This is a genomic window from Frankia sp. Hr75.2, from assembly GCF_949319125.1.
Taxonomy (GTDB): Bacteria; Actinomycetota; Actinomycetes; order Frankiales; family Frankiaceae; genus Parafrankia; species Parafrankia soli.
The window spans coordinates 34,524-53,605 of sequence record NZ_CASGGV010000287.1 but is presented as its reverse complement, the minus strand read 5'-3'; the positions used below and the strand labels follow the sequence as shown (position 1 = coordinate 53,605).

Sequence of the window (19,082 nt, the reverse complement as noted above, 5' to 3'; positions counted from 1 at the left end):
ACGATGTCGCTGTCATAACACGCGGGCGCCGGCTTCCTGGCGTCCCGTGGTGCACAATTCCGGTGTCCGATCCGAGCCGGGGCGGCCGGTGTCGGGGTGGGAGGGAGGACGGGTTCGATGCGGTTCGTGGGATTGCGGGACGGACGGCGGGTCGTGGTCGGCCTGGTGTTCGGTGCCGACGGGGCCGGCCCGCAGGGCGGGCCCATGGGCACGGCCGGGGACGAACGCCCCCGGGTCGCCCGCGTCGCCGAGGTCGACGAGTTCTACGGAGACCTCGCCGGCTGGACGGCGAAGGCCCGCCGGATGACCGCCGGTGAGCATGACCTCGCCGACGTCGAGCTCGTCCCGCCCGTACCGGCCGGAGCCCGGATCCTCGGCATGGGGCTGAATTATCATGCGCACGCTGCGGAGACCGGGCTGGAACTGCCCAGGCGGCCACCGATCTTCGGCCGGTGGACCGCGTCCCTGACGGTGGACGGCACCCCCGTCCCCGTCCCGCCGGGCGAGCGGGGCCTGGACTGGGAGGGCGAGCTCGCCGTCATCGTCGGGTCCAGGATGACCGATGTCGACGAGGACGCCGCCCTGCGCGGCGTGTTCGGCTACGCGGTGTTCAACGACCTCAGCGCCCGCCGCGCCCAGGGCGCCTCGGCGCAGTGGACGCTGGGCAAGAACTCCGACCGCAGCGGGCCGATGGGGCCCGTCGTGACCGCCGACGAGGTCGGCGATCCGGCGGCGGGCCTGCGGCTGGTCACCCGCGTCAACGGCGAGGTGGTACAGGACGGCGACACCAGCGACATGATCTTCTCGATCGGCCGGATCCTGTCGTTCGTGAGCCGCACCCTGACCCTCAACCCGGGTGACATCCTGATCACCGGAACTCCCGCCGGGGTCGGCTACATCCGCAAGCCGCCCCGCTACCTGGGTCCGGGTGACGTCGTCGAGGTGTGGATCGAGCGGGTGGGCACGATCCGCAACCCGGTCGTGGACGCGTCCGCCCGGCCGTGACCCGGCGGTGGGCCGAACCCGTGGCGGGTCGGGTCGGCCCACCACACCCGTGTTCCGCGTCAACGCGGGCCGGGGTCACCGGGCACGTTCACGCCTTCGGCCCACCGGCGACGTAGATCACCTGACCGGACACGAATCCCGCGCCCTCGCTCACCAGGAACGAGACGGTGTGGGCGATGTCCTCGGGCTCGCCGACCCTGGCCACGGGAATCTGGGCCGCGCGGGCGGCGGCGTAGTCGTCCCACGTGTGCCCCAGGCGCTCGGCCGTCGCCCGGGTCATCTCGGTCGCGATCAGACCGGGCGCCACCGCGTTGCAGGTGACGCCGAACTTCCCGAGCTCGATCGCCACCGTCTTGGTGAATCCCTGCAGGCCCGCCTTCGCCGCCGAGTAGTTCGCCTGGCCGCGGTTACCCAGCGCCGACGTGCTCGACAGGTTCACGATCCGCCCGAAGCCCGCCTCGACCATGAACTTCTGCACAGCGCGGGTCGTCAGGAACGTGCCCCGCAGGTGCACCCCCATGACGAGGTCCCAGTCGGTCTCGGACATCTTGAACAGCAGGTTGTCGCGGGTGATCCCGGCGTTGTTCACCAGGACGGTCGGCCCGCCGAGCTCGGCGGCCACCCGCTCCACCGCGGCCGTGACCTGCTCGGCCTCGCTCACGTCCACGCCGAGGGCGATCGCGGTCCCGCCGGCGGCGACGATCGCCTCGACGGTGCCCTTCGACGCGCTCTCCTCCAGGTCGAGCGCCGCCACGGCCATGCCGTCGGCGGCGAGCCGGCGCGCCGTGGCGGCACCGATGCCGCGGGCGGCCCCCGTGACGATCGCGACGCGGTCCTGGGCAGCGGGCATGCTGGTCTCCTCGCACGATGACGTTCGTTTGTCGGACGAATGGCGACCGGGCCGCGCCGGGACCGCTTGGAACCGGGCGAGACCGGGCGGAGACCGGGTCGCCGAGAAAGTCTGTCAGGCGCCGACGACCGACGCGTCCAGGACGGCGACGACCTGCCCGGCGGGCCTCACGGGTAACGGGTTGACGCCGGGCTTCGAACGGCGGATCCCCGCCCCGCGGATCAGTCCGAACGACCTGCTCCGCGGGGAGGGGATCCGCCGGGCCAACGGAAATTGAATGGCCGTCGGCACGGAAACCGGCCATCGTTGATCTCGGCGGCACGCGGGGCACCGGTCCCGCGCCGTGACCGAGGAGTGATGCCCCGTGACCCCCGTCCACGAGCTGGCGGGAGCGACCGCGCCGATCTGGATGTGGACCTCTCCACAGGAGGTCGAAAGCGCCGCGCTCGACCAGCTCCGCACCATCGCGGAACTCCCCTACGTCCACCACCACGTCGCCGTCATGCCGGACGTCCACCTCGGCAAGGGCGCGACGGTCGGTTCGGTGATCGCGCTGCGTGACGCCGTCTCCCCGGCCGCCGTCGGCGTCGACATCGGATGCGGGATGGCCGCGCTGCGGACCAACCTGACCGCCGCCGACCTGCCCGATGACCTCGGGCCGGTACGGGCCGCGGTCGAGGCGGCCATCCCCGTCGGCCATCGCGGGCACACCGAGATCTCCCGCCGGGTCCGCGGCTACGCCGACCTGTGGGGGACCTTCGGCGACCTGCACCCCAAGGTCACCGGGCGCAGCGGCAGCATCGACCGGGTGATGGCGCAGATGGGCAGCCTGGGCTCGGGCAACCACTTCGTCGAGCTCTGCCTGGACACCGAGGACGCCGTCTGGCTCATGCTGCACTCGGGCTCGCGCAACATCGGCAAGACCCTCGCCGAGCTGCACATCGCGGCCGCGAAGAAGCTCCCGCACAACACCGGCCTGCGCGACCGGGACCTCTCCGTCTTCCTCGCCGGCACCCCCGAGATGGCCGCCTACCGGGCCGACCTCACCTGGGCGCAGACCTACGCGCGCCGCAACCGCGACACCATGCTCGCTCTCTACGTCGACGCGCTGCGCGACCACCTGCCCACGCTGCGCGTGCCGACCCCGCCCACGCACGGGCCGCACGCCGCCGACACCGCCTTCGCCGCGGTCAACTGCCACCACAACTACGTCGCCGAGGAGCACCACTACGGAGCGGACGTCCTGGTCACCCGCAAGGGCGCGATCTCGGCCCGGGCCGGCGAGTACGGGATCATCCCCGGCTCCATGGGCACCCGCTCGTACATCGTCCGCGGCCTCGGTAGCGCCGAGTCGTTCCACTCGGCCGCGCACGGCGCCGGGCGGCGGATGAGCCGTACCCGTGCCCGCAAGGAGTTCACCACCGACGACCTCGTCGCCCAGACCACCGGCGTCGAGTGCCGCAAGGACCCCGGAGTCCTCGACGAGATCCCCGCCGCCTACAAGGACATCGACGCCGTCATCGCCCACCAGAGCGATCTCGTGGACGTCGCCGCCGAGCTGCGCGCCGTCCTCTGTGTGAAGGGCTGACCCGGCCCGGACCAGCCCGCGTCCGCCCGGTCCGCGCTCCGCTGGCCGGGCGGGCGCTGCGTTGCCGGCGGGCGCCGGGCCGCCGGGCGGACGCGGGTCAGCGCGGTCCGTGGCCGTCCCGGACGGCGCCGCGGATCAGCTCGATCACCCAGCCGGCGACGCGGCTCGCCTGGCTGGCGTCCAGCTCCCACACGGTGATCAGGCGCTCGAACGACGGCACGCTCCAGAAGACGTCAAGGGCGGCGGCGACGAGCTCGCACTCGGCCGGCGACCAGTCGTCCGCGGCGGCGGCCACGGCGGCGACGAGCGCGTCGCGGCGGCGCCGGTCGAGCGCCGCGAACGTCGGGTCGCCGGTCGGCCCGCCGCTCGTGGGGAACGACGAGAGATAGGAGTAGACTCGGCCGATGACGTCGCCGAAGGCGTCCAGGCGGAGGGTGTCCACGTCCACGCCGGCCTCCTGCTCGAGGTGGCGCATCACCGCGTCACGCAGCCCCCGCTCGCTGCCGAAGTAGCGGTAGATCGTGCTCTCGTTGACCTGGGCACGCCGGGCGACGGCCCGCACGGTCAGCTCACGCCAGTCCCAGCTCGGGAACCCGTGGACCATCTCGGCTCCGGCCGCGACGATGCGTTCCCGGGTCCGCTCGGCCTGCTGACGGCGCACGGGGCTGTCGTAGGAACGGCGGCCCGACTCCGACTGCTCACCCTCGGGTCGCACCGCCGGCTCGGCCGCCGGTGGCACCGCCCGCTCGGCCCCGGTGGACGCCGGCGGCCCGGCCGTGGGTGACGCCGCCGGATCGCGCGCGGGTCTAGCCACGACCGTGGAACGTGCGGTCGTTGCGCATCGCGGCACCTGCCTCGGCCTGGGGGCTCGCCTGCCCTGCCTGGCCAGTCTGCCAGTTCCCGGACGGGACGCCGTCCCGCGCGGCGGGCTCCCTGCGGGACGCGGCCGGACCAGAAATGGTGAGTGCCCACTCCCCAAGACCTTCCGGAGACCCACCCGCGCCCGCAGGACGCTCACGTCGCCGCGCCCCGACACCGGCCGACGAACCGGGTCACCCGGCATGATCCGGGGGCCTTGGCGCCCGGAGTCCGGGACGGCGGCACACCACTTTAAGGCGAGACTTCTCGCACGAATGACGCTATGCTCCCCGGTCAGATCATCCTGAATGCCGTCGAACCAGGCATCAGGATTGCCCGCCTTCGCGGTCTCGGACCGCCCGTTCCGCATCGCCGTCACCAGCCGTCGAGCCGACACCGAGCCGTGCCGCCCACCTGGAAGCAGCCCCCGCGCCTGGAAACAGAGGATGAATCATCCCGATGAAGAAGTCAGGTACCCGCCGACACGATTACTGGGTCTACTGATGACCCTGGGCCTGGCGTTCACCGCCTGTTCCAGTTCCAGTTCCAGCGACGACGCCGACGGCGGGGAGACGACGGCCGCGCCCGACCTGACGGTGAACGGGGCGCCGGGGGTCACCCAGGACGAGATCCGCTTCTCGGTTCTCGGCACGAAGACCAACAACCCGACCGGCTCCTGCATGCTCGACTGCTTCTCCCGGGGGATCAAGGCCTGCTTCGCCTTCCGTAACAGCACGGGCGGGGTGCACGGCCGCAGGCTGACCGTCACCACCGAGATCGACGACGCGCTCGGGCAGAACCAGCAGGGCGCGCTGCAGATCATCACCAAGAACGACACGTTCGCCGACTTCGGCGCCGCGCAGCTGCCCACCTGCTGGGGTGACCTGGCCAAGGCCGGCGTCCCGCAGTACGTGTGGGCCATCCAGCCGCAGGCCATGGCCGGCCAGGACTCGATCTTCGGCAACGCCGGAGTGACCTGCCTGGAGTGCACGAACCGGACCTTCACGTACGCGGCGGAGCTCGCCGGCGCTAAGAAGATCGGCGCCCTCGGCTACGGGGTCTCGGAGAGCTCGAAGCGCTGCGCGTCGACCATCACCGACACGATCGAGCTCTACCACGACAAGACCGGCCAGGAGGTCGTGTACAAGAACGACGACCTGGCCTTCGGCCTGCCGAACGGGATCGGCCCCGAGGCTCCGCGATGAAGCGTGCCGGCGCCGACATGATCGGCACCTGCCTCGACCTCAACGGCATGAAGACGCTGACACAGGAGCTCGAGCGCCAGGGCATGGGCGACATCCCGCTTTACCATCCGAACACCTATGACCAGAAGTTCGTCGCCGCGGCGGGCGACCTGTTCGAGGGGGACTACATCGGCGTCGCCTTCCGCCCGTTCGAGGCCGACGCGAGCGGCAGCGCGCTCGCCGACTACTTCAAGTGGATGAACGAGACCGGCGCCGAGCCCACCGAGGCCGCGATGAACGACTGGATCGACGCCGACCTCGCCTACCAGGGAATTCTCGCCGCCGGACCCTCCTTTGACCGCGCCAAGGTCATCGCCGCGACGAACGTCATGACCGAGTACAGCGCGGACGGCCTGATCAATCCCGTCGGCTGGAGCCGCCAGCACGAAAGCCCGACGCAGGACGACCCGGCGACCCACGGCTACAAACAGGAGTGCTTCGCCATGGTCCAGGTGCGGAACGGGAAGTTCAAGGTCGTGGGCGGTACGGAGAAGGATCTCTTCTTCTGCTGGCCGAACAACGACCGGTCGCGGTCCGAGCCCCGGCCCGCCAAGCATCAGCTGAGGCCGACCAGGCCGATCGTCACCTCGACCGGACGGATCAGGAACACAGTGGACGGCGGCACACCCGGCAACCGGGATCCCCGCGCCACCGCCTCGTGCATCTCGTCCGCCGAGCTCGCGGACGCGAGCGCCATCCGCCGCGCTCCCACTCTCGACCACAAGTGAAGAAGTACTCACCCACTCCGCCCATCGGAGAACTGACGCGAGGTGGCCGGATCCCCGCGGGCGCGAGCCTGGCGACGCGGACGCGAGCACGACGGCGCCGCCGCCGATCCTCCGCGCCGCGCTCGCGGGGGCGGGCCGCACCCTCGGGAGACGACGACGCAGCCACACTCGGCGACGGCGACGGCGACGGCACCGGCACCGGCACCGGCACCGGCACCGCGATCGTGCCCACGGGGCGGCCCGGCGTCGCGGGCGGGCCTCGCGGTGCCGGGCGACCGGGGCCGGTCTCGCCCTGCCCGGAGACAGCCGAGCGCTGACCGCCGGCATGCATCCCGACCCGGACTGATCACGTTCGGCGGTATTCCCATGCCACCAGTTGACACCCCTGTCACGGTGCCGGCCGGCGACCCGGGACAGAATCATTCAACCAATTGTCGACCAGCCGGTTCGACGCTGCCGCCGCCCGCTTCACGACCGGCCGAGAACCGCCCTTCACCCGGATTTACGAGAAGCGCCGCCGGGCCGCGGCCGATGTCACGATCAGTGCGGGATTCGTACTTCCCGAGGACCGGTCCGCACTAGTGGACCGCACCAAACCAGGCCGCATATCTGTCTGATTCCCCCCTGTTCCCGGCCTGGCAGCGACCTGTTCCCGGCGGCCACGCGGACGCCGGCCACGCCGTGCCGGGCGGCGCCCGACCGCGGCCGCCGGGCCGCCGTCCGGGCCCCGCGCGCGGGCGGCACCGGGGGCCGCGGCCGCCCGCGCCGGTCGGCGGGGGCGGGATGGGACCGCGCCGGCCCGGCCGCCCGAGCGTCCAAAACCGCTGTACCGGTGGGTGCCGGCGGCTTGGCACCGCCCAGCGGCCAGCGCGGCGGACCGGCGGCGCCGACCGTGCCGATCCGGCACCACGGGACGTCCCGACCATGCGCTCCCGGCCACGACGGGCCACCCCCGACTGCTCACCAGGACACCACGGGCCAGGCCTCCTTGCAGCGCGAACGACCCGCACTCCAGTCCCGCCCGACCCGGCCACATCCGGTCGTGATGGAAATCACGGGATCTTCGTTTCGACACCCCACCCGGCGAGTTCCCCACCCCGTTTCAGTGGCGACGAGCAGTGGCCTGGGTCACCGTTCCCCCGCACCACCCGAACCACGAGAGCTTCCTCACAGCAACATGCACGGGCAGCCGTCAACGCCACCCGGCCAGACACCAAAAGAATGCTTAGAAAAGCATTCTCCAATGGACCGAAAACTTGCACAGAACGGCATTTTCATAACAGCGATATATGGGTTCCCCCCACGGGAACGACGTGTCCGATATGTCGCGACCACCACTGAGCCCACAAGATCAACATCGCCGGGGGGTGCCACCGAGCCCTACTCTGGCCCACGATGGGCTGGTCAGTGACGGTGCGGACGGAGGTGACACCGGGACACCCGAAATGTTGGCAACGGCGTGATCACCGGCTATAACTCTGTCCGAGAGATATCGGCGTATTCGCCGTCGGTGACGTTACGCAGACCGGTTCAGTCGTTGTCCGTGCGACCTTCGAAGGATCAAGGAAGCGAGCTGCATGCTGCTCACTGTTGCGAGACGTGTAGGCCGTAGCCTGCTGGTGGTCTTACTCGTGACCATGGGGGCCGTGGCGCTACTGAGCCTGGCTCCGGGGTCAGCGGCCTCCGTCATCCTGGGGGAGAACGCGACACCGGATGCCATCGCCGCTCTGAACGCCAAGCTGGGACTCGATCGGCCTCTGTGGTCGCAGTACACGCACTGGCTCGGCAACGCCGTCACCGGCGACCTGGGCACCTCCCCGGTGACCAACCAACCCGTCCTGGACGCGATCGTCGAGCGGCTGCCGGTCACCCTGCAGCTCGCCGCGATGGCTCTGGTCTTCGCGCTGCTCGTCGCCGTGCTGCTGGCGGTGGTGTCCGCAAGCTGGCCGGGTACTCCGATCGACCGGGCGATCACCGCGCTGTCCTCGGTGTTCCTCTCCGTACCCGCCTTCATCGCGGGCCCGGTCATGATCTACTTCTTCGCGCTGCAGGCCGGGTGGTTCCCGGTGACGGGCTGGTCGCGCATCAGCGAGGGCCTCGGAGACAACCTCCGCGGCGCCATCCTGCCCGTCCTCGCGATCTCCCTGACCGAGATCGCGTCCTTCCACCGGCTGCTGCGCACCGACCTGGTCGGCACGCTGCGTGAGGACTTCATCGGGGCGGCCCGCGCCAAGGGCATGAGCCCGTCCTACGTGATGTCCCGCCACGCCCTGCGGCCGTCCTCGTTCTCCCTGGTCACCCTCGTGGGCATCAACCTGGGCCGGCTGATCGGCGGCACGGTGATCGTGGAGTCCCTGTTCTCGCTGCCGGGCCTGGGCCAGCTCGTCGTCTACTCGATCACTGCCCGCGACATCATCACCGTTCAGGGCATCGTCGTGTTCATCGCCGTGGTCTACGTGGTCATCAACATGCTCGTGGATCTCAGTTACGGCTGGCTCGACCCGCGCGTCAGGAAGGCTGCCAACGCATGACCACCCCCGACGTGGTGGACCGCGAGGTCCACTTACCGCCGGCCCCGGCGCTGGACACGCCGATCGTCCCGGCGGTGCGAAAGTCCCGCTCGATCCTGGTGTACCTGGCGTACGTCTGGCTGATCGCGGTGATCGCGCTCGCCGCGCTGGCGGACGTGCTGCCGCTGGCGTCGTACTCCATTCCCATCGGGAAGCCGCGCCAGGGACCGGATTTCAGCTCGTTCGACCTGTGGCTGGGCACCGACCAGCAGGGCCGGTCGATCCTGTCGCGATGCGTGTACGGTGCGCGGGTCTCGCTCCTGGTCGGAACCGTGGCGGGCCTCATCGGGGCCGTCATCGGAACCCTGCTGGGCATGCTCGCCGGCTATCTCGGCAAGGCCGTCGACTGGATCATCCGGCTGATCACCGACGCGATGCTGGCGTTCCCGCCGCTGATCCTGCTCCTGGCGCTGTCGTCCATCCTCACGCCGAGCGTGCGGACGCTGCTGGTGGGCCTGACACTCCTGATCATCCCGACGTTCGTCCGGCTCGCGCTGGCGAACACCCTCGCCTGGTCGTCCCGCGAGTTCGTCACCGCCGCCCGCAACATGGGCGCGGGGCACACGCGGATCCTGGTGAAGGAGATCCTCCCGAACCTGCTGCCACCGCTGGGCGCGTTCCTGCCGGTCGTGATGGCCGCGCTGATCGTGGCCGAAGGGTCGCTGAGCTTCCTGGGAATGGGCATCCCGCCGCCCCAGCCCAGCTGGGGCGGCATGATCTCCGACGGCAAGGAGGCCATCGCCGACTCCCCGCACATGGTGCTGGTGCCGGCGGTCGTCATCTTCTTCACCGTCTTCGCGCTCAACCAGGCAGGCGACCACCTGCGCAGCCGCTTCGACCGGACGATGCGCGACTGACGACCCGCCCGAGCAGGACACGCGACCGAACGCACCCCACTTGGCGTGCGCGACTGGCTCTTCCCAGCGCGCACCGCCTGGGCCGTGAACAAACGGCGCTGCCCCCACCCGCCGTTTGCACGGCTTCCCGTTCCACACTCTCCGTTTCTAGAGCTGACGAAAGGTCAACGATGTTCCGTAAGTCCCGGTTAGTCGCCACCGCTGTCGTGTGCGGCGCGGCACTCGCCCTGGGGGCCTGTGGTGGTGGAGGCGGTGACGACACCGCTTCGTCGACGAGCGGCGCCGCGGGCCAGCCGGTCGCCGGCGGCGAGGGCCGGATCCTGCTGCTGAGCGACCCGCGCAGCCTGGACCCGGCGACCCTCAGCAACCAGGCCGCGATCACCGCCCCGGTCGGCAACGCGCTGTACGGCACGCTGATGATCACCGACGAGGCCGGCAAGGTCAAGTACACGATGGCCGAGTCGTTCGCCACGACCGACAACGGCAAGACCTTCACCCTGAAGCTGAAGCCCGGCCTGGTGTTCTCGGACGGCACCCCGCTCAACGCGGAGGCCGTCAAGTTCAACTGGGACCGCATCAAGGACCCGACCGTGGGCTCCTCCTACGTCGTGGACGCGCGGATGATCGAGTCGACCGAGGTGGTCGACGACGTCACGCTGAAGGCCACGATGGTCAACCCCGTGCCGGCGTACGCCCAGGCCGTCCTGAACTCGTCGCTGAACTGGATCGCCTCGCCCGACGCTCTGAAGGCCGGACGGGACTCCTTCGACAAGAACCCGATCGGCGCCGGGCCGTTCACCCTGGCGAGCTGGACCCGCCAGGCGGACATCAAGTTCGTCAAGAACCCCAAGTACTGGGACGCGCCCAAGCCCTACCTGGACCGCCTCACCATGCGCTCGGCGACCGACGCCACCCAGCGCCTCAACACGGTGATCAGTGGTGGCGCCGACGTCGCGATCGACACGAACACGGTCAACATCGACAAGGCTGAGACGTCCGATCTCAACGCCGTGGTGACCACCCTCAACGGCGGCAACTTCATGGCGTTCAACTCGCGCCGGGCGCCGTTCGACGACATCCGCGCCCGCCAGGCGGTGTCGGCGGCGATCGACCTCGACGCGCTCAACCTCGCCGCCTACAACGGCACCGCCCCCATGCCTGACACGCTGTTCGACAAGACCTCGCCCCTCTTCTCGGACACGCCTCTACACAAGACGGACAAGGCTCTCGCCCAGAAGCTCCTCGACGAGCTCGCCGCCGACGGCAAGCCGGTGAAGTTCACCTTCTCCAGCTTCCCGTCCTCGGAGAACCGGGCGATCGCGGAGAACATCCAGGCCCAGCTGAGCGCCTTCAAGAACATCACGGTCTCCGTCAAGATCGTCGACCTCGGCCAGGTCGCGGCGCTGCGCACGACCTTCGACTTCGACCTGCTCGTCTCGTCGGCGTCCTTCCAGGACCCGGAGCCGCGGCTGTGGCAGGCGTTCAGCCAGGACTCCGTGGCGAACCTGTCCGGCGTCAAGGACAAGGAGCTCTCGGACGCGCTGCTCACGGGTCGGACCGCGACGACGGAGGCGGACCGCAAGGACGCCTACGCGACGGTGCAGAAGCGGCTGGTCGCGCTGAGCCCGGTCGTGTTCTACCAGCGGTCGACGAACGCGGCGATCGGCACCGCCAAGGTCGGCGGGATCGTCCAGTACGGCAGCGGCTCGCTGCTGGTCGAGGAACTCTGGATCAAGAAGTAGCCGTAGGTCCGGAGGATGGATGAGAGGTCCCTACGCCCATGAGTACTGATCCTGTCCTGCAGGTGCGCAACCTGCGCGCCTACATCGGCACCCCGCGTGGAGTCGTGCGCGCCGTCGACGACGTCTCCCTCGACCTCGACTCCGCCCAGGCCATGGGCGTGGTCGGGGAGTCGGGGTCCGGCAAGTCGGTGATGGCCCGCGCGATCATGGGCCTGATGCCGGCGCGGTCCGGGTGCTCCGGCCAGGTGGTGTTCCAGGGCCGGGACCTGCTCACCCTCCCCCGCAAGCAACGCGCCGAGATCTGGGGCAAGCAGATCGCCATGGTGTTCCAGGACCCGGGGCGATCGCTCAACCCGGTGGTCCGGGTGGAACGGCAGCTCACCGAGGGGATGCGCAAGCACCTCGGCGTCGGCCGCTCCGAAGCACGCGGTCGGGCCCTCGACCTCCTCCGGGAGGTCGGGGTGCCCGACCCCGAGCGGCGCCTGCGCAACTACCCGCACGAGCTCTCCGGCGGCATGCGGCAGCGGGTCATGATCGCGACCGCGCTCGCCTGCGAGCCGACACTGCTCATCGCCGACGAGCCGACCACGGCGCTGGACGTGACCGTCCAGCGCCAGATCCTCGACCTGTTACGCCGGGTCCAGCGCAATCACGGAATGTCCATGATTCTGATCAGCCACGACCTGGCGGTCGTCGCCGGCCGCACCGACCGGGTCGCGGTGATGTACGCGGGGCGCCTGGCCGAGGCCGGGGCCACCCGGCAGGTCTTCGAGGCCCCCCGGCACCGCTACACCCACGCGCTGCTCGAGGCGACCCCGACCATCGACCACGAGCGGCACGCACCGATGCGGCTCATCCAGGGCTCGCTGCCCAACCCCATCGACCCGCCCCCGGGATGCCGGTTCGCCGCGCGCTGCGGGCACGTCGACCCCAAGTGTGCCGACCCCGGGCCGCAGATGGTCTCCGTCGGTGCGGATCACGATGTCGCCTGCATCAGCCCGGTGCAGGACGGCGCCGCGGTCGTCCCCGGAGGTGAGCTCGTTGGCCGGTAGCGGAACCGCCCATCTGCGCGGCGAGGATGCGCTGCTCAGCGTGCGCGACCTGGTGGTCGAGTACCCGACCAAGGGCGGGGTGGTCCAGGCCGTCTCCAAGGTCAGCTTCGACGTCCTGCCCGGCGAGACGCTCGGGATCGTCGGTGAGTCCGGCTGTGGGAAGTCCACGACCGGGCGCGCCGTGCTCCGGCTGGACAGGCTGACCTCCGGCCAGATCACGTTCGCCGGCGAGCGCATCGAGGGAGTCGGCGAACGCCGGATGCGCGAGCTCCGCCGCTCCATCCAGATGATCTTCCAGGACCCGGTGGCGTCGCTGAACCCCCGCCGCAGCGTCAAGGACATCGTCGTCGAGGGCCTGGCGGTCGCCCGTGCCCCGGCGTCCGAACGGGCCACCGTGTCGGCGTCCGTCCTCGGACAGGTCGGGCTGGACGGCGACCGCTTCGCCGACATGCTGCCCCGCCAGCTCTCCGGCGGCCAGGCGCAGCGGGTGGCGATCGGCCGCGCGCTCGCGCTGCACCCGCGGCTGCTGATCTGCGACGAGCCGGTCTCCGCCCTGGACGTCTCCGTGCAGGCGCAGATCCTCAACCTGATCGAGGAGCTGAAGGCCGAGTTCGACCTGACCGTCGTGTTCATCGCGCACGACCTCGGGGTCGTACGGGCGGTCAGCGACGACGTCCTGGTCATGTACCTCGGCAAGGTGTGCGAGTTCGGCGACTCCGACCTGGTGTACGACCAGCCCGCCCACCCCTACACCCGGGCGCTGCTGGACTCCGTCCCGCTGACCGACCCGGAGCGCGGCTTCACCGGCCCCGCGTTGGAGGGCGATCTGCCCTCCCCGCTGTCCCCGCCGACGGGATGCCGTTTCCGCACCCGGTGCCCGTTGGCCGAGGAGCGCTGCGCCTCCGAGGAGCCGGAGATCCGCGAGGTCCGCCCGGGCCAGTACGTGGCCTGCCACTTCCCGCTGACCTCACCGCTGGCCGAATCGGCGGCCGCGGCAGCGGCCACGGAAGTGGCCACGCCGGTCACCGCCACCCTGACCGAGACCACGCCCGACGCCACCGAGCCCCCGGCGAGCGAGCTCACAGTCACCACACCCGAGGCCACCAAGCCCCCGGTCACCGAAGAGCCCTCGGTCACCGAGCCCGCAGCCGCCAAGTCGGTGACGGCCGAGCCCGCAGCCACCGAGTCGGTGACGGCCGAGCCTGTGGCGGCCGAGCCGGTCGCAGGCAAGCCCGCGGCCAGCGAGCCCGCGGTCGCGGCCGCCAAGCTCACGCCCGGCGAACCGGCGACTGCGACGGCGGCGGAGCCCACGGCTGCCGAGTCCAAGGTCGCCGAGCCCAAGGTCGCCAAGCCCAAGGTCGCCAAGCCCGTGGTGGCCGAGCCCACGCTCGCCACGTCGGTGACCGCCGAGCCCACGCTCGCCACGTCGGTGACCGCCGAGCCCGCGCTCGCCACGTCGGTGACCGCCGAGCCCACGCTCGCCAAGGCCGCCGCGGCACCCGCCACCACGGGCGACGAGGCGGCGGCCGCGGACGACCAGGCCGCGGACGACCAGGCGGCGGACGACCAGGCGGCGGACGACCCGCCGACGGTCGAATCGGCCGTCGGTGAGCAGACCTCGACCGCGACCGAGGCCTCGACGACGCCGACCACCGACGAGTCAGTGGCGGCCGGGACCGCCGCCGTGCCAACCCCGGCCACCGACGACCCGGCCACGGCCGAGACCGCGACGACGCCGAGTGGCACCGCGGCGCCCGCGAGCACCGAGCCTCCCACAGCTACAGCGACCACGGAGCAGGCCACGGACGCTGGTGACCCGCCCACCGTCGAGACGACCGTGAGCGACGACGCGGACGGCAGCGCAGCCGGGGAGACGAAGAAGACCTCTGGGGGCACCACCGCCTGACCTGGAGCCGATCCCAGATTTCCGGGATCGGCTCCGGCAACGCCGCATCAGACCTTGGTCTGCGCCTGGGGCCTCGCTTGCCGGAGGCCCCAGGCGGTGGCACGTACGTCGGGCGAGATGAGCCGTCAGCGAGGACACACCTCGGGCGTCACCCGTTGAGCAGGGGATTGTCCCAGGTGTCGAGGGCGGCGACCTTGTGCAGCGGACGGCGGCGGACCGGTCCGTGCTTGCCCACCGGCCAGCCGACGGACACCAGCGAGGCGATCCGCCATTCGTCCGGGATACCGACGACGGCACGCAGTTTCTCCTCAGCGAAGGTGAACCACGTGCTCGGGACGGTGCCCAGGCCCTCGGCACGCGCGGCGAGCAGGAAGTTCTGCATCGCCGGGTAGATCGAGCCGCCCTCGACGAACTCGGGCACGAAGCCCGTCAGCCGGTAGCAGAACAGCACGTAGACGGGCACGCTCTCGAAGTTGTCGACGAGGTGCAGCATCGTGCGGGTCAGCCGGGCCTCGCGCGAGTCGTCGTCGGGCGCCGGCCGCTCGTCGGCCTGGCCGTAGATGGTGCGGACCCAGTCCCACCCCTCGCGGAACGCCGGGCCGAGCACGGCGCGGACCTCCGGGGAGCGCAGCACGACGAACCGCCAGGACTGGGCGTTGGACCCCGACGGCGCCCAGGTCGCCGCCTCCAGGCAGCGGGCGAGCACCTCGTCGGAGACCGGGTCGGGCCGGAAACGGCGCAGCGAGCGCGCGGTACGCATGGCCTCGCGGAGCTCGATGGCGGGCGCGGCGGATCCCGGTTCCAGATCACTCATTCGGCAGCTACTCCTCTGGTCCGACCCGCGACGGGCATGGCGACATGTCAACCTTCACCACACCCGTGACGCGCGTCAAACCGCCCGGAGCCCACGGCCCGCGGCGGGGAGCCGGCGGCGCTCCCGGCGGAGCGCCGCCGCGTACCGCGAACCTCGATCAGGTCAGATTCTCGTCAGCCCACTCCAGCAGTACGGGGGCGAGTTTCGGCCAGTTGAAGAAAAGACCTTCCTTCGCCGCCTCCGGGGTGTGCCGGTCGTTCCATTCAGTGTCGCTCCACGGCGGCTCCTTGAGCTCCGCCCTGGGCAGCAGCTGCGCAATCTGCTCGGAGGTCTCCCGCCGGTGGTGAATATCGCTGACGCCGCTGCGCAGGACAAGCGCCGGGATATCGAGCTTGCGCGCGTCGTCATCGGGAAGGCCAGGCACGAGCTCGCCTTCCCGCGGGCAGTAGACCGACATCCAGCGTTCCATGGTGGCCAGGAACTCCTTGCGGTCCTGGTCGAGAATACGCTGGCGGTTCCCCGGGTTACGGCTGATGGGCTCGCTCCATTCCGGGAGCGCCGCGACCGCTTCCATTCCGTCGTTCCAGGCGGCGGTGAACGAGCCGCTGCCGTAGTGCACACCAATGCTCATCAGACCGTAGATGCCACCGCTGAGCCACCAGATGGCCAGGCCGGAGGTGACGTCCCGATGACGTGCGGCCGTGAGCAGCGACACCCTGGAGCCACCCGAGCCGCCCGCGATGACCGTGGGCCCGAGGTCAAGATGCCTGATCAGCGCGGCGAGCGTGTCCGCCTGCATCTCCGACTCGGACGCCCCGTCGAAGCTGACGTCGGACTCGCCGGTGTTCGGCCGGTCCCAGATCAGGACCCGCCGACCGGTCAGCGCGATCTCCTGGGCCAGCTCGCGCACACCCGGCGTGTCCTTGCTGTAACGCCCACCCGGCGTGATCGCCCAGGGCTGGCCTGTCTCGCCGATCAGCTCGTAGGCGACCGACAACCCGTTAACTGTTGCTCGTGTCATGAGTCACATATTAACATCGACATCCATGTCGATATCTTTGAAAGAGAGCGACCTGTTCATCGTCGATGCGGATTCGCACTGGTCAGAGCCCCCGGATCTGTTCACCAAGCGTGCACCGGCTGCATACCGTGACCGGGTGCCTCGCGTAGAGGATGTCGACGGCACCCCGATGTGGGTCTTCGACGGTAAGCCTGTCGGGCGTTTCAGCGCAGCCGGTGTCATCGGCCGCGACGGCCACAAGGAGAGCGCGGACACCGCGCTGCACCACTGGACGATCGACCAGGTCCACGTCGGCGCCTACGACCCGGCCGTCCGCCTGGGCGTGCTCGACGAGTGCGGCATCGACGCGCAGATCATCTTTCCGAGCACGATCGGCCTCGGCGGCCAGGACCTGGGCGCGGCCAGTGACCCCGCGCTGACCCGGCTCTCGGTCGAGATCTACAACGACGCCATGGCCGAGATCCAGAGCGACTCGGGGAACCGGTTGTTACCCCTGCCGCTCATGCCGGCCTGGGACGTCGACCTGTGCGTCGCCGAGGCCCGCCGGGTCCACGCCCTCGGCGCACGCGGGGTCAACATGACCTCGGACCCGCAGGACCTGGGCGCCCCCGACCTCGCCAACCCGGCCTGGGACCCGTTCTGGGAGGTGTGCACCGAACTGCAACTGCCGGTCCACTTCCACATCGGGGCCAGCGTGACCACGATGACGTTCTACGGTAAGTACCCGTGGCCGTCACACGACAACAACACCAAGCTCGCCATCGGCGGCACACTGCTGTTCATCGGGAACGCACGGGTGGTGACGAATCTGATCCTCTCCGGGATCTTCGACCGGCACCCCGACCTGAAGACGGTGTCGGTGGAGAGCGGTGTCGGCTGGATCCCGTTCATCCTCGAGGCGTTGGACTACGAGATGTCCGAGAACGCTCCCGAGGAGCTCGGCCGGATGCGCAAGCCGCCGTCCGAGTACTTCCGGAGCAACATCTACGCCACGTTCTGGTTCGAGAAGAACCGGAACAAGCTCCCGGCACTGATCGACGCGGTCGGCGAGGACAACATCCTCTTCGAGACGGACTTCCCCCACCCGACCTGCCTCTATCCCGACCCGCTGGGGACCGTCGGGCCGAAGCTGGCCACGTTGTCTCCGCAGGCCCGGGCGAAGATCCTGGGAGAGAACGCCCGCAGGCTGTACCGCCTCTGAACCAGTCAGCCGGGGCAGCCGGGGGTCCTGCCCCGGTCGCCCCGGCGCTTCATGTCCAGACACAATCGGGCATCCGTACAGGATGCGAGTCAGGAGTAGGAACGCGTGAAGACGATCGGGCACTGGATCAACGGCAAGTCCGCCCCCTCGGCCTCCGGCCGCGTCGGCCGCGTCTTCGACCCGGGCCGCGGAGTGCAGACCGGGGAGGTCACCCTCGCCTCCCCCGCGGAGGTCGACGACGTGGTGCGCGTCGCCCGGGACGCCGCCGTGAGCTGGGGCGCGTCCTCGCTCAGCAACCGCTCGACGCTGCTGTTCCGGCTACGCGAGCTGCTCGACGCCAGCCGTGACGAGCTCGCCGCGGCCGTCGCCGCCGAGCACGGCAAGGTGCACTCCGACGCGCTCGGCGAGGTCGCCCGCGGCATCGAGTGCGTCGAGTTCGCCTGCGGCATCCCCCACCTGCTGAAGGGCTCGCACAGCTCGGAGGTCTCCCGGGGCGTCGACGTCCACACCGAGCTGCACCCGGTCGGCGTGGTCGCGGGCATCACCCCGTTCAACTTCCCCGTCATGGTGCCGCTGTGGATGCTGGCCAACGCGGTGGCGACCGGCAACACCTTCATCCTCAAGCCCTCGGAGAAGGACCCGTCGGCCTCGCTGATCCTGGCCGACCTCGTCACCCGGGCCGGTTTCCCGGACGGCGTGTTCAACGTCCTGCAGGGCGACGCCGAGGCGGTGCGCGCCCTGCTCACCCACCCCGGGGTGGACGCCGTGTCGTTCGTCGGCAGCACCCCGGTGGCCCGCTCCATCTACGAGACGGGCACCGCCGCCGGCAAGCGGGTGCAGGCACTCGGCGGCGCGAAGAACCACATGGTTGTGCTGCCGGACGCCGACATCGAGTCGGCCGCGAACGCCGCCATCTCGGCCGGCTACGGGTCCGCCGGCGAGCGCTGCATGGCGATCTCGGTCGTGGTCGCGGTCGGCGCGATCGCCGACCCGCTGGTCGACGCGATCGCCGCACGCATCCCCGACGTGGTGGTCGGCCCGGCCTCGGACGAGTCGTCCCAGATGGGCCCCCTGATCACCGCCGAGCACCGCGACCGGGTCCGGTCCTACGTCCAGGGCTCGACCGACGAGGGTGCCCGCGTCGTCGTCGACGGCTCCGCCGGCCGTGAGGAGGGGTACTTCGTCGGCTGCTCGCTGCTGGACGGCGTCAGGCCGGGGATGCGCGTCTACGACGACGAGATCTTCGGCCCGGTCCTGAGCGTGGTGCGGGTGGACAGCTACGACGAGGCCATCGAGCTGATCAACAGCAACCAGTACGGCAACGGCGTGGCGCTGTTCACCCAGGACGGCGGCGCTGCCCGCCGCTTCACCCGCCAGGTCGACGTCGGCATGATCGGGATCAACGTGCCGATCCCGGTGCCGGTCGCCTGGCACTCGTTCGGCGGCTGGAAGGCGTCCATCTTCGGCGACGCCCCGATCTACGGCCCGGAGGGGATCCGCTTCTACACCCGGCCGAAGGTCGTCACCTCACGGTGGCCAGAGTCGACCCCCACCGCCGTCGACCTGGTCTTCCCCGCGAACCGCTGACAGCCCCGGGTTCCGGGGGGACGGGGCACACACCAGGCCCGCTCCCCCCGGCGCCCGGC

15 protein-coding genes are annotated in these 19,082 nt (G+C 70.5%); 11 read left to right on the top strand and 4 right to left on the bottom strand.

What is annotated here, in order from left to right; translation table 11 throughout:
* Positions 1-117 precede the first annotated feature (117 nt).
* Positions 118-1,005 (top strand): fumarylacetoacetate hydrolase family protein, encoded by an 888-nt coding sequence (locus AC559T_RS20090; RefSeq protein WP_020461453.1) that lies wholly within the window; start codon positions 118-120, stop codon positions 1,003-1,005.
* A gap of 88 nt (positions 1,006-1,093) precedes the next feature.
* Here the strand turns inward: AC559T_RS20090 and fabG are convergent, their stop codons facing one another.
* A complete protein-coding gene (fabG, locus tag AC559T_RS20085; protein ID WP_112106633.1) occupies positions 1,094-1,855 on the bottom strand; it encodes a 3-oxoacyl-ACP reductase FabG in 762 nt (253 codons plus the stop codon).
* Between the two features lie 364 nt (positions 1,856-2,219).
* On the opposite strand from fabG, the gene AC559T_RS20080 reads away from it, so the two are divergent.
* Positions 2,220-3,443 carry an RtcB family protein gene (locus AC559T_RS20080; protein WP_071063256.1) on the top strand — a complete coding sequence of 408 codons (1,224 nt, stop codon included), beginning with the start codon at positions 2,220-2,222 and terminating at the stop codon, positions 3,441-3,443.
* 97 nt (positions 3,444-3,540) lie between these two features.
* Here the strand turns inward: AC559T_RS20080 and AC559T_RS20075 are convergent, their stop codons facing one another.
* Entirely contained in the window at positions 3,541-4,257 is a 717-nt protein-coding gene (locus AC559T_RS20075; RefSeq protein ID WP_498869715.1) for a TetR/AcrR family transcriptional regulator, read from the bottom strand.
* Positions 4,258-4,804: 547 nt separating this feature from the next.
* Here AC559T_RS20075 and AC559T_RS20070 point away from each other — a divergent pair.
* The 7 genes from AC559T_RS20070 (at position 4,805) to AC559T_RS20040 (ending at position 14,400) form a co-directional block, all read left to right on the top strand.
* Positions 4,805-5,506, top strand: a complete 702-nt coding sequence (locus tag AC559T_RS20070) for a type 1 periplasmic-binding domain-containing protein (RefSeq protein ID WP_306769443.1) — start codon at positions 4,805-4,807, stop codon at positions 5,504-5,506.
* Positions 5,503-6,273, top strand: a complete 771-nt coding sequence (locus tag AC559T_RS20065) for an ABC transporter substrate-binding protein (RefSeq protein ID WP_498869714.1) — start codon at positions 5,503-5,505, stop codon at positions 6,271-6,273. The genes AC559T_RS20070 and AC559T_RS20065 overlap by 4 nt, the downstream gene beginning before the upstream one ends.
* Before the next feature lie 1,577 nt (positions 6,274-7,850).
* Positions 7,851-8,804 (top strand): ABC transporter permease, encoded by a 954-nt coding sequence (locus AC559T_RS20060; protein WP_071063261.1) that lies wholly within the window; start codon positions 7,851-7,853, stop codon positions 8,802-8,804.
* A complete protein-coding gene (locus AC559T_RS20055; RefSeq protein WP_112106636.1) occupies positions 8,801-9,700 on the top strand; it encodes an ABC transporter permease in 900 nt (299 codons plus the stop codon). Before AC559T_RS20060 ends, AC559T_RS20055 begins: the two co-directional genes overlap by 4 nt.
* 170 nt (positions 9,701-9,870) lie before the next feature.
* Positions 9,871-11,442 (top strand): ABC transporter substrate-binding protein, encoded by a 1,572-nt coding sequence (locus tag AC559T_RS20050; protein WP_498869713.1) that lies wholly within the window; start codon positions 9,871-9,873, stop codon positions 11,440-11,442.
* A 38-nt stretch (positions 11,443-11,480) separates the two neighbouring features.
* Entirely contained in the window at positions 11,481-12,494 is a 1,014-nt protein-coding gene (locus AC559T_RS20045; protein WP_248828014.1) for an ABC transporter ATP-binding protein, read from the top strand.
* Complete coding sequence (locus AC559T_RS20040) at positions 12,484-14,400, top strand: ABC transporter ATP-binding protein (RefSeq protein ID WP_498869712.1); 1,917 nt, start codon at positions 12,484-12,486, stop codon at positions 14,398-14,400. Before AC559T_RS20045 ends, AC559T_RS20040 begins: the two co-directional genes overlap by 11 nt.
* A gap of 148 nt (positions 14,401-14,548) precedes the next feature.
* On the opposite strand, the gene AC559T_RS20035 is transcribed toward AC559T_RS20040, so the two are convergent.
* Both AC559T_RS20035 and AC559T_RS20030 read right to left on the bottom strand, forming a co-directional pair.
* Complete coding sequence (locus AC559T_RS20035; protein WP_498869711.1) at positions 14,549-15,214, bottom strand: nitroreductase family protein; 666 nt, start codon at positions 15,212-15,214, stop codon at positions 14,549-14,551.
* Between the two features lie 157 nt (positions 15,215-15,371).
* Positions 15,372-16,235: an alpha/beta fold hydrolase gene (locus tag AC559T_RS20030; RefSeq protein WP_112106639.1), complete on the bottom strand. Its 864-nt coding sequence runs from the start codon at positions 16,233-16,235 to the stop codon at positions 15,372-15,374.
* Between the two features lie 25 nt (positions 16,236-16,260).
* Between AC559T_RS20030 and AC559T_RS20025 the strand changes: the two genes are divergently transcribed.
* Entirely contained in the window at positions 16,261-17,436 is a 1,176-nt protein-coding gene (locus tag AC559T_RS20025; RefSeq protein WP_200835306.1) for an amidohydrolase family protein, read from the top strand.
* Between the two features lie 105 nt (positions 17,437-17,541).
* Positions 17,542-19,023: a CoA-acylating methylmalonate-semialdehyde dehydrogenase gene (locus AC559T_RS20020; RefSeq protein ID WP_498869710.1), complete on the top strand. Its 1,482-nt coding sequence runs from the start codon at positions 17,542-17,544 to the stop codon at positions 19,021-19,023.
* Positions 19,024-19,082: the final 59 nt, after the last annotated feature.

Bases quoted from the DNA above. Each gene is read 5' to 3' on its own strand.
- AC559T_RS20030 (WP_112106639.1), bottom strand. From the start codon at position 16,235: ATGACACGAGCAACAGTTAACGGGTTGTCGGTCGCCTACGAGCTGATC.
- AC559T_RS20050 (WP_498869713.1), top strand. From the start codon at position 9,871: ATGTTCCGTAAGTCCCGGTTAGTCGCCACCGCTGTCGTGTGCGGCGCG.
- AC559T_RS20065 (WP_498869714.1), top strand. From the start codon at position 5,503: ATGAAGCGTGCCGGCGCCGACATGATCGGCACCTGCCTCGACCTCAAC.
- AC559T_RS20090 (WP_020461453.1), top strand. From the start codon at position 118: ATGCGGTTCGTGGGATTGCGGGACGGACGGCGGGTCGTGGTCGGCCTG.
- AC559T_RS20025 (WP_200835306.1), top strand. From the start codon at position 16,261: ATGTCGATATCTTTGAAAGAGAGCGACCTGTTCATCGTCGATGCGGAT.
- AC559T_RS20045 (WP_248828014.1), top strand. From the start codon at position 11,481: ATGAGTACTGATCCTGTCCTGCAGGTGCGCAACCTGCGCGCCTACATC.
- AC559T_RS20070 (WP_306769443.1), top strand. From the start codon at position 4,805: ATGACCCTGGGCCTGGCGTTCACCGCCTGTTCCAGTTCCAGTTCCAGC.
- fabG (WP_112106633.1), bottom strand. From the start codon at position 1,855: ATGCCCGCTGCCCAGGACCGCGTCGCGATCGTCACGGGGGCCGCCCGC.
- AC559T_RS20035 (WP_498869711.1), bottom strand. From the start codon at position 15,214: ATGAGTGATCTGGAACCGGGATCCGCCGCGCCCGCCATCGAGCTCCGC.
- AC559T_RS20060 (WP_071063261.1), top strand. From the start codon at position 7,851: ATGCTGCTCACTGTTGCGAGACGTGTAGGCCGTAGCCTGCTGGTGGTC.
- AC559T_RS20055 (WP_112106636.1), top strand. From the start codon at position 8,801: ATGACCACCCCCGACGTGGTGGACCGCGAGGTCCACTTACCGCCGGCC.